The sequence below is a fragment of the Streptomyces sp. DG2A-72 genome, assembly GCF_030499575.1.
GTDB lineage: Bacteria > Actinomycetota > Actinomycetes > Streptomycetales > Streptomycetaceae > Streptomyces.
Genome location: NZ_JASTLC010000001.1, coordinates 7943659 through 7956813 on the forward strand (window position 1 = coordinate 7943659; position 13155 = coordinate 7956813).

The window sequence follows — 13155 nt, forward strand, 5'->3', positions numbered from 1 at the left end:
GGGCCCGCTCGACGTCCTACTCCGGCAGCGGTTGGGGCGGCCTCGGGCCCTCGTAGAGTCCGCTCGGGCGCATGCGCAGCGGGAGCTCGCCGTACTCCTCCAGGGCGTGGGCGATCCAGCCCGCCGTACGGGCCACGGCGAAGATCGTCTCGCCGGCCGTGGCCGGCATGCCGCTGGATGCGGTGAGCACGGCGAGTGCCAGGTCGACGTTGGCGTGCAACGGGGTGTGCCGGGCGGTGGTGGCCACGATGTCGCGGGCCGCGGCGAGGGCGGGTGCGGCCCGGGGGATCTCCTCCAGAAGGGCGAACAGCGCACGCGCGCGTGGGTCCTCGCCGGCGTAGAGCCGGTGGCCGAGCCCCGGGATACGGCGCCCTGAGCGCAGCTCGTCCGCGATCACGGGTCCGGCGTCGCCCTGGTCGAGGACGTCCAGCAGCAGGCGGTGGACGAGTCCGCTCGCGGCGCCGTGCAAGGGGCCCTCGATGACGCCGAGGCCCGCGGAGACGGCCGCGTAGGCGTGTGCGCGGGCCGATGCGGCGACGCGTACCGCGAGTGTGGAGGCGGCCAGGTCGTGGTCGACGAGGAGTCCGAGTGCGGTGTCCAGGACGTGCAGCGAGGCCTCGTCGGCCTCCCGTCCGCTGAGCCGCGCCCACAGCCGGCGGGCCAGCGGGCCCTCGTCGCCGTGGCCGGGTCGCATCGGCGGCAGAGCGGCGACGAGCGTGGGGATGAGGATGCGGGCCGTGCCGAGAACAGCTTCCTCGGACAGGTCGAAGCGCAGCGGATCCGCCGTCGCGGCGGCGATCGCGGCAACCCGCAACCGGTCGGTCGGGTCGGTGTGCTCGGGCAGCGCGGCGACGGCGCGGCGGGCGACGGCGACGGATGCCTCGGGGGCGGTGAAGTCGGTGCCGGGGCGCAGCTGCCCGGTCCACAGCCACTCGGCGACCTCTTCGTAGGTGTGGCGTGCGGCCAGCTCGGCCGCGTCGACGCCGCGGTAGTAGTACCGGTCCGTGTCGATGAGCGTGATGCGGGTGCGCACGGACAGCTCGCCGCCCGAGGCCGGACTCCCGCCGCCGACCCGCCTGTTGCGCCGTGCCAGCGCCTCGACCTCCTTCGCGTCGAAGGTGCTGCTCCGGCCGCCCGGCACTCGGCGGCTGCTGAGCTGACCGCGGCTCACGTACGCGTACACGGTCTCGGCCTTCACACCCAGAAGCTCGGCGGCCTCCTTGGTGCTCAGCCGCCGTTCCGAGCGACTGGGGGCGGGTTCTTGATCGGGCATGGAGGTCACCGTATCCGTCTTGCAGGTTCATTGATCTCAGATTGATTGAATCAATATTGACAGAGATTGAGTCAAGAGTGGACAGTCAAATCAAGTTCAGGGAGGAAAACATGTCCGTCAACAGGTCCGCAACCACTCTTGTCGACGTACCGCGAGGGCTCGCGGGTGTCGTCGTGACCGACACCGAGATCGGCGACGTGCGAGGGCTGGAGGGCTTCTACCACTACCGGCAGTACTCGGCCGTCGAGCTGGCGCAGGCCCGCAGTTTCGAGGACGTCTGGCATCTTCTGGTCCTCGGCGAGCTGCCGGACGCCGAGCGCGGTGCCGCGTTCTCCGCCAAGACCGCAGCCTTGCGCCGACTGCCCGACGAGGTGCGCGTGGCACTGCCTGTCATCGCGGCGGCGAGCGCCCGGTCCGGCCCGCTCGCCAGTATGCGTACGGCGCTGTCGTTGCTGGGTGCGGCCAAGGGCTTCCGGCCGGTGTACGACATCGACGCGGACGGGCGCCGCCGGGACGCCCTCGTCGCGGCCGCCGCCGTGCCGACGCTGCTGACCGCACTGCACCGGCTGGGGATCGGGCTCGAGCCGGTGGAGCCGCGGGAGGACCTCTCGTACGCGGCGAACTACCTGTACATGTTGACGGGTTCGGAGCCGGACCCGCAGCGGACCCGGGCGATCGAGCAATACTTGATCTCAACCATTGACCATGGCTTCAATGCATCAACCTTTACGGCGCGCGTCATCACATCAACCGGAGCGGATGTGGCCGCGTGCCTGGTGGGGGCCGTGGGTGCGCTGTCCGGCCCGCTGCACGGCGGGGCTCCCAGCCGGGCACTCGACACCCTGGACGCCATCGGCACGCCCGAACGCATCGACTCCTGGATCCGCGAGCGCGTCCTGGCCGGCGAGCGCATCATGGGCTTCGGGCACCCTGTCTACCGCACGGAGGACCCCCGCTCCCGGATGCTCCGCGAGATCGCCCAGAGCTTCGGCGGCCCACGCGTCGACTTCGCCGTCGAGGTCGAGCGGCGGGTCGAGGCGATCCTCGCCGAGCTGAAGCCGGGCCGCGAACTCCACACGAACGTCGAGTTCTACGCGGGCGTGGTCATGGAACTCTGCGGTCTGCCGCGCGAGATGTTCACCCCGACGTTCGCGGCGGCGCGGGCGGTGGGCTGGAGCGCCAACATCCTGGAACAGGCTGAGGACTCGAAGATCATCCGTCCGGTGGCGCGATATGTGGGGCCGGGAGCGCCGGTTGGCGTACCGGCAGCCTGAAACTGGATATATGTTCCTTTACGGGGAAGTGCAGGCTTCGCCTTCGTCCGTCACTCTTGGGGATGTTCTGGCGGTGTGCGATTGAATTCACCCCGACGAGTGATAACGAACTTGTAAAGAGGTGTATCTGCGCGAAGGCCTGAGGGGTTGGATAACTCGGGTGCTTGCCGTCCGGCGATCGCGGTTCGGACGCGCCGCTGGTCAAGGCTCGACGTATCCTGCCGTCGCCGCGCAGCAGCGTTGGCAGACGCTTGTGCCTTGAGACAGAGGAAATTGACAGTGAGTCAGATCATTCGCCGCCTCGGTGTATCTCCGCGCCTCCGGGGCAGCACGAACGGCGCGACGTGCCCCGACATCTTTGAATTGGCCGACGGCAATTTTGCCATTATCGGCACGGATGTCACCGACTCGCTGGACTCGCAGTTGCCCGCCGACGCGGCTCGCGCCGACTATGAGCGCATCGTCGTGATCACCCGCGAGACCCTCGTCAAGGCGAAGGCCGATATCCCGGACGCCTGAGCCGTCATCGGTATCGCCGAAGGCGTCTGCCCGGTACGAGATCGCTTCGTGCCAGGTGGGCGCCTTCGTCATGGGGCGCCGGGCGGGTCTCCCACGACCCACCACTCCTCGGGGTCGGCCTCTTCGAGTTGGTGGAGCAGTTCGTCGACGATCAGGCCCAGACCGGCCTCTTCGGTGTCGGCCAGGCTGGCGCGCTGCTGCTGGCTGGCGTACCAGTACTCCCTCATGACCGGGTTCTGGAGCATCCCCCGAACGTGTTGGAAGAACTCGTCCTTGCTCAGGTTGCCGATGCGGTAGGAGGTGAGCAGGTTGGTGTACATGGCGTTGGCGAAGAGGTACTGGCGCCGCTGCTTCGGGGTGAGGTTTCCCTCGTAGTGGTCGAGTACCTCGGCGAGTTCGGGGTCGTCGATGGCCTTGCTCAGCAGCTCCCAGTGCTGACGCTGTTGCCAGGCCAGGTTGGCGCGGGTGTTCTGTGCGGTCCTGGCTTCGTCCTCCAGGCGTTCCACGCGTGCGCACAGCGCATTGAGACGGCCTCGTTCGGCCGCCTTGCAGGCGAGGGCACCCGCGACGACGCCGAGCCCGGCCGCGGCGACCGAGCCGAGTCCGCGTACCCCATACTTCCGTGTGGCCATGTCAACCCCCGAATCAGGCGGCCGTCCGCCGGTCGTCGGGTGCGGGTCGACTGAGGGGGACCGGCGAGCGATGGGCGGCGCTTGCCGCCTCCAGGGTGCCGAGCGGCTCTGATCGGCGGGGAGGCGGAGAGGAGGCGCACAGAGGGATGCGAGGGTCGCACGCTCCGGCGCCATGCCCAACGTCTGCCCCGCGCGGGCTGCTAACAATCGTTCACTTCGCGGGGATTCTTTCCGCTCGTATCCTGGGGCGGCATTCACAGTTCGTACGCACGCCGAGCCGCGAGCCGGGGTGCGCGTTGGCGTGAGAGAGGTCGCACATTGGTTCCGAGTCCGGGCCGGCCGCAGATCCCGGTCGTCGTGCTCGCCGGGTTCCTGGGCTCCGGCAAGACGACGCTGCTCAACCATCTGCTCCACCGCAGTGGCGGCAGCCGTATCGGGGCCATCGTCAATGATTTCGGTGCCATCGAGATCGACGCGATGGCCGTGGCGGGCGCGCTCGGCGACTCCACCGTGTTGCTCGGGAACGGCTGCCTGTGCTGTGCCGTCGACGTCAGTGAACTCGATCTCTACCTCGATCGGCTCGCCCGGCCCTCGGCCGGGATCGACGTCGTCGTCATCGAGGCCAGCGGCCTGGCCGAGCCGCAGGAGCTGGTGCGGATGGTGCTCGCCAGTGAACATCCGGGGATCGTGTACGGCGGTCTGATCGAGGTCGTCGACGCCGCCGAGTTCGACGGCACGCGCGCGAAGCACCCCGAGATCGACCGGCATCTCGCCCTCGCCGAACTCGTCGTCGTGAACAAGGTCGACCGGGCGCCCGACGGTGAGCGGGTCCTGGACGTCGTCCGGTCCCTCGTCGACCGCGCCGCCGTCGTGCCCGCCACCTACGGCCGCATCGATCCCGAGTTCCTCTTCGACTGCCGCCCCGCGGGCGAGCGGATCGGGCAGCTCACCTTCGACGACATCCACGATCACGGGGAAGACGGCCACGACCACGCAGGTCATCTGCACGCGGCCTACGACAGCCTGTCCTTCACCTCCGAAGTGCCCCTGAACCCACGCCGGTTGATGGAGTTCCTCGACAGCAGGCCCGAGGGGCTGTACCGGATCAAGGGGTACGTCGACTTCGGCCCCCATGACGCGAACAACCGGTACGGCGTCCATGCCGTCGGACGGTTCCTCCGGTTCCGTCCCGAGCCCTGGGGCTCCGGCGACGCGCGCGTGACCCAGCTCGTGCTCATCGGCGCCGGCATCGATGCCCCGTCCCTCGGCAAGGAGCTGGAGGCGTGCAAGGACGACGCCCCACACGCCGACGAGCACGGCATGTGGGGCGTCCTGCGCTACGTACAGGATCCCGAAGGGGATCTTGAGGAGCCCGGTCTCTAGACCGGCCCCGCCACCACCGACACCGTCTTGCCCAGGGACACGCCCGAGCCGTCGCGGCGCGGGTCGATCTCCGGGAGGTCGGCCGGTGTGCCGTTCTTCTGCGCGGCCCGCGCCGGGACCGGGCCCGCCCAGGCCAGGGAGAGACAGTCCTCGCCCTTGAGGAAGCGCTGGCAGCGCACGCCGCCGGTGGCGCGGCCCTTGCGCGGGTACTGGTCGAACGGAGTCAGCTTGGCCGTCGTCTGCACGGAGTCGTCCAGCGTGCCGCGCGAGCCGGCGACGGTGAAGACCACCGCGTCGGCCGCCGGGTCGACCGCGGTGAACGAGATGACCTTGGCGCCCTCGGTGAGCTTGATGCCCGCCATGCCGCCCGCGGCGCGGCCCTGCGGGCGGACCTGCGAGGCCTGGTAGCGCAGCAGCTGGGCGTCGTCCGTGATGAAGACCAGGTCCTCCTCGCCGGTGCGCAGCTCGACCGCGCCGACGATCCGGTCACCCTCCTTGAGGGTGATGACCTCCAACTCCTCCTTGTTGGACGGGTAGTCGGGGACCACACGCTTGACCACGCCCTGCGCGGTGCCGAGCGCCAGACCCGGGGACGACTCGTCCAGCGTGGTCAGGCAGACCACCGTCTCGTCGTCCTCCAGGGACACGAACTCGGCCAGCGGGGCGCCGCCCGCGAGGTTCGGCGTCGCCGCCGTGTCCGGGAGCTGCGGCAGGTCGACGACGTCGATCCGGAGCAGACGGCCGGACGAGGTGACCGCGCCGATCTCACCGCGGGCCGTGGCCGGTACCGCCGAGACGATCACGTCGTGCTTGGTCCGGCGCGCGTCGGCGTCCTCCGCGAACGGGTCGCCGTTGGCCGTACGGGCCAGCAGACCCGTGGAGGACAGCAGCACCCGGCACGGGTCGTCCGCCACCTGGAGCGGAACGGCGGCGACCTGGGCGCCCGCGGACTCCAGCAGGACCGTACGCCGGTCGGTGCCGAACTTCTTGGACACCGCGGCCAGTTCGGCGGAGACCAGCTTGCGCAGCTCCGCGTCCGACTCCAGGATCCGGGTCAGCTCCTCGATCTCCGCCTTCAGGCGGTCCTTCTCGGACTCCAGCTCGATCCGGTCGTACTTGGTGAGGCGGCGCAGCGGCGTGTCCAGGATGTACTGCGTCTGGATCTCGCTCAGCGAGAAGCGCTCCATCAGGCGCTGCTTGGCCTGCGCGGAGTTGTCGCTGGAGCGGATGAGGCGGATGACCTCGTCGATGTCCACCAGGGCGGTGAGCAGGCCCTCCACCAGGTGCAGCCGGTCGCGGCGCTTGCCCCGGCGGAACTCGCTGCGGCGCCGCACGACGTTGAAGCGGTGGTCGAGATAGACCTCCAGCAGCTCCTTGAGGCCCAGCGTGAGCGGCTGGCCGTCGACCAGTGCCACGTTGTTGATGCCGAAGGACTCCTCCATCGGCGTCAGCTTGTAGAGCTGCTCCAGGACGGCTTCCGGCACGAAGCCGTTCTTGATCTCGATGACCAGGCGCAGGCCGTGCGCACGGTCGGTGAGGTCCTTGACGTCGGCGATGCCCTGCAGCTTCTTCGAGCCGACCAGATCCTTGATCTTGGCGATCACCTTTTCCGGGCCGACCGTGAAGGGCAGCTCGGTGATGACGATGCCCTTGCGGCGCGCGGTCACGGCCTCGACGGAGACCGTCGCGCGGATCTTGAAGGTGCCGCGGCCCGTCTCATAAGCGTCCCGGATGCCGGACAGGCCGACGATCCGGCCGCCGGTGGGCAGGTCGGGGCCGGGGACGTGCTTCATCAGGGCGTCGAGATCGGCGCCGGGGTGCCTAATCAGGTGGCGGGCGGCCGCGATCACCTCGCGCAGGTTGTGCGGCGGCATGTTCGTGGCCATGCCGACCGCGATGCCCGAGGCGCCGTTGACCAGGAGGTTCGGGAAGGCGGCGGGCAGGGCCACCGGCTCCTGCTCCTGACCGTCGTAGTTCGGGGTGAAGTCGACGGTGTCCTCGTCGATCGACTCCGTCATCAGGCCCGTGGCCTCGGCCATCCGGCACTCGGTGTACCGCATGGCGGCGGGCGGGTCGTCATTGCCCAGCGAGCCGAAGTTGCCGTGGCCGTCGACCAGGGGGACACGCATCGAGAAGGGCTGGGCCATGCGCACCAGGGCGTCGTAGATCGACGCGTCGCCGTGCGGGTGCAACTTACCCATGACCTCGCCGACGACGCGGGCGCACTTCACATAGCCGCGGTCGGGGCGCACGCCCATCTCGTTCATCTGGTAAACGATGCGGCGGTGCACCGGCTTGAGGCCGTCGCGGGCGTCCGGCAGGGCTCGGGAGTAGATGACCGAGTACGCGTACTCGAGGAAGGAGCCCTGCATTTCGTCCACGACGTCGATGTCGAGGATCCGCTCCTCGTACGAGTCGTCGGGCGGCGGGGTCTTCGTGCTGCGGCGGGCCATCGCTGCCTGGCTCCTCTGTCTACTGGTCGCTCGCCCACGGGCGCGCTCTTGCTGAAGCGTTGAATGAATCTGACGCGGACCATTGTGGACCGCTGCACTGACAACGCGGACCAGGACCCGGCGTCGGCCGTCCCGCCCGGCGTTCACAGGTGCCGCCCGCCTCAGGCGGGACAGCACGCCCGCAGGCTACGCGATCTCGCTCTGGGCGTACGTCGGGCGGGAACTTCGCCGACGCTCCGCACGCTTGCATACAGTGGCAGGACCGGCGGGATATCCGCAGTTACGACGAGTGTTTCCGCGATCGAAGGGACGTACATGCCCATGGGTCACACGGCCACAGACCAGGCAGGCACCGGGGGCCTGACAGCGACCGAGCACCGCCTGGCCAACGGCCTGCGCGTGGTGCTCTCCGAGGACCACCTGACCCCGGTTGCGGCGGTGTGCCTCTGGTACGACGTCGGCTCGCGCCACGAAGTCAAGGGCCGTACCGGCCTGGCTCACCTTTTCGAGCATCTGATGTTCCAGGGCTCGGGCCAGGTGAAGGGCAACGGCCACTTCGAGAAGGTGCAGGGCGCCGGCGGCTCGCTGAACGGCACCACCAGCTTCGAGCGCACCAACTACTTCGAGACCATGCCCACCCACCAGCTGGAACTCGCCCTCTGGCTGGAGGCCGACCGCATGGGCTCCCTGCTCGCCGCCCTCGACGACGAGTCCATGGAGAACCAGCGCGACGTCGTGAAGAACGAGCGCCGGCAGCGCTACGACAACGTCCCCTACGGCACGGCTTTCGAGAAGCTGACGGCCCTCGCCTACCCGGAGGGCCACCCCTACCACCACACCCCGATCGGCTCGATGGCCGACCTGGACGCGGCGACCCTGGACGACGCCCGCGCGTTCTTCCGGACGTACTACGCGCCCAACAACGCGGTGCTCTCCGTGGTCGGCGACATCGACTCCGAGCAGACGCTCGCCTGGATCGAGAAGTACTTCGGCTCCATCCCCGCGCACGACGGCAAGCCCGCCCCGCGCGACGGCCAACTGCCGGAGATCATCGGCGAGCAGCTGCGCGAGATCGTCGAGGAAGAGGTCCCCGCGCGCGCGTTGATGGCCGCCTACCGCCTGCCGCACGACGGCACGCGCGCGTGCGACGCGGCCGACCTCGCGCTCACCGTCCTCGGCGGCGGTGAGTCCTCCCGCCTCTACAACCGGCTCGTACGACGCGACCGTACGGCCGTCGCCGCCGGATTCGGCCTGCTGCGGCTGGCCGGCGCGCCCTCCCTGGGGTGGCTGGACGTGAAGACGTCCGGTGACGTCGAGGTGCCGGTCATCGAGGCCGCCATCGACGAGGAGCTCGCCCGGTTCGCCGCGGAGGGCCCCACGGCCGAGGAAATGGAGCGTGCCCAGGCCCAGTTGGAGCGCGAGTGGCTGGACCGGCTCGGCACGGTCGCGGGCCGCGCCGACGAACTGTGCCGGTACGCCGTCCTGTTCGGCGACCCGCAGCTCGCCCTCACCGCCGTCGGGCGGGTGCTCGAGGTGACCGCCGAAGAGGTCCAGGAGGTTGCCAAGGCGCGCCTGCGGCCCGACAACCGCGCGGTGCTCGTGTACGAGCCGACCGTCCCCACGGAGACCGTCGAGGAACCCACCGAAGACCTGGAGTCCGCGGCGACCGTGGAAGCCACCGACGAGAACGAGGAGGCGGCCAAGTGACCGAGCTCGCCGCTATGGAATTCCACCCCGAGCCCCGGGCCGGCGAGGCCAGGCCGTGGGCGTTTCCGGCCCCCACGCGCGGGACCCTCGACAACGGCGTCACGGTCCTGCGCTGCCACCGCCCCGGCCAGCAGGTCGTCGCCGTGGAGGTGCTCCTGGACGCACCGCTGGAGGCCGAACCGGCCGGCCTCGACGGTGTCGCCACGATCATGGCGCGGGCCTTCTCCGAGGGCACCGACAAGTACTCCGCAGAGGAGTTCGCCGCCGAGCTGGAGCGCTGCGGAGCCACCCTCGACTCGCACGCCGACCACCCCGGCGTCCGGCTCAGCCTGGAGGTCCCGGCCTCGCGGCTGTCCAAGGCGCTCGGCCTGCTCGCCGACGCCCTCAGGGCGCCCGCCTTCGCGGACAGCGAGGTCGAACGGCTCGTCCGCAACCGCCTCGACGAGATCCCGCACGAGCTGGCCAACCCCTCCCGCCGGGCCGCCAAGGAGCTGTCCAAGGAGCTGTTCCCGGCGGACTCGCGCATGTCGCGTCCGCGCCAGGGCACCGAGGACACGGTCGAGAACATCGACTCCGCGGCCGTCCGTGCCTTCTACGAGAAGCACGTGCGTCCCGCCACGGCCACCGCCGTGGTCGTCGGCGACCTCACCGGCATCGACCTGGACGCGCTGCTCGGCGAGACGATCGGCGCCTGGACCGGCTCACCCGCGCAGCCGCGCCCGGTGCCGCCGGTGAGCGCCGACGACACCGGCCGCGTCGTCATCGTGGACCGCCCCGGTGCCGTCCAGACGCAGCTGCTCATCGGCCGCGTCGGTGTCGACCGGCACGACCGCGTGTGGCCCGCCCAGGTGCTCGGCACGTACTGCCTCGGCGGCACCCTCACCTCGCGGCTGGACCGCGTCCTGCGCGAGGAGAAGGGCTACACCTACGGAGTGCGGGCGTTCGGGCAGGTCCTCAGGTCCGCCCCGGACGGCTCGGGCGCCGGGATGCTCGCCATCAGCGGCTCCGTCGACACCCCGAACACCGGTCCCGCCCTGCAGGACCTGTGGACGGTGCTGCGGACACTCGCCGCCGACGGGCTCACCGACGCCGAGCGCGATGTCGCCGTGCAGAACCTGGTCGGTGTGGCGCCGCTGAAGTACGAGACCGCCGCGGCCGTCGCCAGCACGCTGGCCGACCAGGTGGAGCAGTACCTGCCGGACGACTACCAGGCCACGCTGTACCAGGAGCTCGCCGCGACCGGCACCGTCGAGGCCACCGCGGCTGCCGTACGCGCCTTCCCGGTGGACCGTCTGGTGACGGTGCTCGTGGGCGACGCGGCGCAGATCAAGGAGCCGGTGGAGGCCCTCGGCATCGGTCAAGTCACCGTCGTGTCCGCCGAGTAGGGCCGCGGAGAGGCGAACCCTCGGGTTACGCGCGCGGGGAGCCCCGGTGACGGAAGCGTCACCGGGGCTCCCTTATGTCCGAATTACGGGAGAGGTTGCCTGTCTGGCCTGTGGCATGCGCTACAAAAGCCGTGATCCGTTTGGGGATTGAAAGATGTCCCGTTTAGCGTCTTCCGGGCTGTCCGTCAGGCACTGCGCCGCACCCGCGGCACCGGACAGTCATCGCCGAGTCCCCAGACGGCGCGAGCCAGGGGAGCCGGGGACCCACATGTGCAGTCCCTGGGGTGAATCGGACGCCCGCGCGTGCCGCGAGGGGGTCCGTAGGAGACCTTCCTGCTCCGAACCCGTCAGCTAACCCGGTAGGCGAGAAGGAAGGAAAGGACCAGCCACTACATGGCGTTCACCCGCGCCACCGGGAAGCACCGCCGTCCCAGCCGTATCCAGCGCACCACCGCTCGCGCGGCGGGCGTCGCGGCCCTCACCACCACCGGCGTCATCGGCACCCTGGCCGCCCCCGCACTCGCCGCCGAGCCGGCGGCCGAGACGACCGGCCTGATCCCGGTCCTCAGCAGCGCCGCCGCCGACCAGATCGCAGAGCAGGCCGCCGCCCAGCAGCAGGCCGCCGAAGAAGCCGCCGCCGCGAAGAAGGCCGCCGAGGCCAAGAAGAAGGCCGCGGCGGAGCGGGCGCAGAAGGCCCGCGAGGCCAAGGAGCGCGCCGCTCGCGAGGCCGAGCGCAAGCGCCTCAACAGCTACGTCCTGCCGATCACCGGCTCGTACGTCTCCACCGGCTATGGCGCCGGCGGCTCCCTGTGGTCCTCCGGCAGCCACACCGGCGTCGACTTCCACGCCGCCAGCGGCACCTCCGTCCACGCGGTCGGCCGCGGCACCGTCGTCGAGGCGGGCTGGGAGGGCTCGTACGGCAACCAGGTCGTGATCAAGATGAACGACGGCACGTACACCCAGTACGGCCACCTGTCGTCCATCGGCGTCTCGGTGGGCCAGAGCGTCACCCCGGGCCAGCAGATAGGCCTCTCCGGCGCGACCGGCAACGTCACCGGGGCGCATCTGCACTTCGAGGCCCGTACGACCGCGGAGTACGGCTCCGACATCGACCCCGTCGCCTACCTGCGCTCGCACGGCGTGAACGTCTGACGACAGACGTCTGAGCCCCCAGGCTCCGCCTCCCCAGGCCCCGGCTCCCCGAGCCGGGGCTTTCGGCCTTTCATACCCCCGGCTGTCCAAAAAATATCCATGGATTCCGGTCCGCCATCGGAAATTCCGGCTCATTGCCATAGAGTCACTGAACACGCGTCAATCGTCGACGTTTCACGGGGATTAAAGCGGAGGTCGGTCATGCGTATTCCGGCGCACTCGGTATGCACGGCGATCCGGGACGACATCGTCGCCGGTGTCTACGAGCGCGGCAGCCGGCTCACCGAGGAACTCCTGGCGCGCCGCTACGGCGTCTCGCGCGTCCCCGTCCGTGAGGCCCTGCGCACGCTGGAGGCCGAGGGATTCGTGGTGACCCGGCGGCACGCGGGCGCGTGCGTCGCGGAACCGACCGAGCAGGAGGCCGCGGACCTGCTGGAGATGCGCATGCTCCTGGAGCCGCTCGGCGCCTCCCGGGCCGCCCAGCGGCGCACCGAGGCGCATCTGAAGGTGCTGCGCGGCCTGGTCAGGCTGGGTCAGGAGCGGGCCAGGAGGGGCAACAGCGAGGATCTGCGCTCCCTGGGCGGCTGGTTCCACGAGACGCTCGCCCAGGCCTCCGGCAGCCCCGCGCTGACCTCGATGCTGACCCAGCTGCGGCACAAGATCGCCTGGATGTACGCCGTGGAGGCGCCGGCCAACCCCGTGGAGTCCTGGGCGGAGCACGGCGCGATCGTCGACGCGGTGGCGCGCGGTGACGGCGAGCGCGCGCGGGCGGTCACGGCGCAGCACACGGAGCGCTCGACGGTCGTGCACCGGCTGCGATTCGCCGTCCCGGGAGAGCGCACGGAGCGTGTGAGGAACTCGCAACATGCCGTAAACATGACGAGCCTGCGGCATTAACACAAGAGCCGTATACAAAGAGGGCCTAATTCGCGGGGGATTATTTCTGCTGCCCGCGATCGGAAAATGCGAAGGGCTCGCCCGGAAATTCGGACGAGCCCTTCAATTCTGCTACTCAGACGGTCTCGGGAAGCTCCTCGAGCCCCTCGGCGACCAGCTTCGCCAGCCGGTCGAGGGCGATGTCCGCGCCCTCGGCGTCGGAGGCGAGCACGATCTCCTCGCCGCCCTGGGCGCCGAGCCCGAGGACAGCCAGCATGGAGGCCGCGTTGACGGGGTTGCCGTCGGCCTTGGCGATCGTCACGGGGACCCCTGCGGCCGTGGCGGCCCGGACGAAGATGGAGGCGGGGCGGGCGTGGAGACCCTCGGCCCAGCCGACGTTGACGCGGCGCTCAGCCATGTGATGCTGCCCTTCAGGTGTTCAGGGTTGTCTAGACCAGTTTCCCATATCGTGAAGCAAGCCCGGAACTGTCCTGCGTCCCG

The 13155-nt window shown here is 70.0% G+C and carries 11 protein-coding genes and 1 riboswitch; of the genes, 7 read left to right on the plus strand and 4 right to left on the minus strand.

Going from position 1 to position 13155, the window contains the following annotated elements; translation table 11 throughout:
• Positions 1–16: 16 nt before the first annotated feature.
• Positions 17–1273 (minus strand): citrate synthase family protein, encoded by a 1257-nt coding sequence (locus QQY66_RS37745; RefSeq protein WP_301984839.1) that lies wholly within the window; start codon positions 1271–1273, stop codon positions 17–19.
• A 110-nt stretch (positions 1274–1383) separates the two neighbouring features.
• Between QQY66_RS37745 and QQY66_RS37750 the strand changes: the two genes are divergently transcribed.
• Together QQY66_RS37750 and QQY66_RS37755 are read left to right on the plus strand one after the other, a co-directional pair.
• Positions 1384–2547 (plus strand): citrate synthase/methylcitrate synthase, encoded by a 1164-nt coding sequence (locus QQY66_RS37750; RefSeq protein WP_301984840.1) that lies wholly within the window; start codon positions 1384–1386, stop codon positions 2545–2547.
• 279 nt (positions 2548–2826) lie between these two features.
• Positions 2827–3066 carry a hypothetical protein gene (locus QQY66_RS37755; protein WP_301984841.1) on the plus strand — a complete coding sequence of 80 codons (240 nt, stop codon included), beginning with the start codon at positions 2827–2829 and terminating at the stop codon, positions 3064–3066.
• A 68-nt stretch (positions 3067–3134) separates the two neighbouring features.
• On the opposite strand, the gene QQY66_RS37760 is transcribed toward QQY66_RS37755, so the two are convergent.
• Positions 3135–3698 (minus strand): DUF6082 family protein, encoded by a 564-nt coding sequence (locus QQY66_RS37760; protein ID WP_301984842.1) that lies wholly within the window; start codon positions 3696–3698, stop codon positions 3135–3137.
• A 318-nt stretch (positions 3699–4016) separates the two neighbouring features.
• Between QQY66_RS37760 and QQY66_RS37765 the strand changes: the two genes are divergently transcribed.
• Positions 4017–5081: a GTP-binding protein gene (locus tag QQY66_RS37765; RefSeq protein WP_301984843.1), complete on the plus strand. Its 1065-nt coding sequence runs from the start codon at positions 4017–4019 to the stop codon at positions 5079–5081.
• Here the strand turns inward: QQY66_RS37765 and QQY66_RS37770 are convergent.
• Positions 5078–7534, minus strand: a complete 2457-nt coding sequence (locus tag QQY66_RS37770; protein WP_301984844.1) for a DNA topoisomerase (ATP-hydrolyzing) subunit A — start codon at positions 7532–7534, stop codon at positions 5078–5080. The genes QQY66_RS37765 and QQY66_RS37770 overlap by 4 nt on opposite strands.
• A gap of 321 nt (positions 7535–7855) precedes the next feature.
• Between QQY66_RS37770 and QQY66_RS37775 the strand changes: the two genes are divergently transcribed.
• From QQY66_RS37775 to QQY66_RS37790, 4 genes are all read left to right on the plus strand, one after another.
• Positions 7856–9241 carry a pitrilysin family protein gene (locus QQY66_RS37775; protein WP_301987631.1) on the plus strand — a complete coding sequence of 462 codons (1386 nt, stop codon included), beginning with the start codon at positions 7856–7858 and terminating at the stop codon, positions 9239–9241.
• Positions 9238–10626: a pitrilysin family protein gene (locus QQY66_RS37780; RefSeq protein ID WP_301984845.1), complete on the plus strand. Its 1389-nt coding sequence runs from the start codon at positions 9238–9240 to the stop codon at positions 10624–10626. The genes QQY66_RS37775 and QQY66_RS37780 overlap by 4 nt, the downstream gene beginning before the upstream one ends.
• A 213-nt stretch (positions 10627–10839) precedes the next feature.
• Positions 10840–11006, plus strand: a riboswitch (cyclic di-AMP (ydaO/yuaA leader).
• A gap of 13 nt (positions 11007–11019) precedes the next feature.
• Positions 11020–11778: a M23 family metallopeptidase gene (locus QQY66_RS37785; RefSeq protein WP_301984846.1), complete on the plus strand. Its 759-nt coding sequence runs from the start codon at positions 11020–11022 to the stop codon at positions 11776–11778.
• A gap of 201 nt (positions 11779–11979) precedes the next feature.
• Positions 11980–12675 (plus strand): GntR family transcriptional regulator, encoded by a 696-nt coding sequence (locus QQY66_RS37790; RefSeq protein ID WP_301984847.1) that lies wholly within the window; start codon positions 11980–11982, stop codon positions 12673–12675.
• A 115-nt stretch (positions 12676–12790) separates the two neighbouring features.
• Here QQY66_RS37790 and QQY66_RS37795 read toward each other — a convergent pair whose 3' ends face one another.
• Entirely contained in the window at positions 12791–13072 is a 282-nt protein-coding gene (locus QQY66_RS37795) for an HPr family phosphocarrier protein (RefSeq protein WP_071373146.1), read from the minus strand.
• Positions 13073–13155: the final 83 nt, after the last annotated feature.

Excerpts from the sequence above, each read along its gene's own strand:
- QQY66_RS37745 (WP_301984839.1), bottom strand. The coding sequence starts at position 1,273 with ATGCCCGATCAAGAACCCGCCCCCAGTCGCTCGGAACGGCGGCTGAGC.
- QQY66_RS37750 (WP_301984840.1), top strand. The coding sequence starts at position 1,384 with ATGTCCGTCAACAGGTCCGCAACCACTCTTGTCGACGTACCGCGAGGG.
- QQY66_RS37760 (WP_301984842.1), bottom strand. The coding sequence starts at position 3,698 with ATGGCCACACGGAAGTATGGGGTACGCGGACTCGGCTCGGTCGCCGCG.
- QQY66_RS37770 (WP_301984844.1), bottom strand. The coding sequence starts at position 7,534 with ATGGCCCGCCGCAGCACGAAGACCCCGCCGCCCGACGACTCGTACGAG.
- QQY66_RS37775 (WP_301987631.1), top strand. The coding sequence starts at position 7,856 with ATGGGTCACACGGCCACAGACCAGGCAGGCACCGGGGGCCTGACAGCG.
- QQY66_RS37785 (WP_301984846.1), top strand. The coding sequence starts at position 11,020 with ATGGCGTTCACCCGCGCCACCGGGAAGCACCGCCGTCCCAGCCGTATC.
- QQY66_RS37790 (WP_301984847.1), top strand. The coding sequence starts at position 11,980 with ATGCGTATTCCGGCGCACTCGGTATGCACGGCGATCCGGGACGACATC.
- QQY66_RS37795 (WP_071373146.1), bottom strand. The coding sequence starts at position 13,072 with ATGGCTGAGCGCCGCGTCAACGTCGGCTGGGCCGAGGGTCTCCACGCC.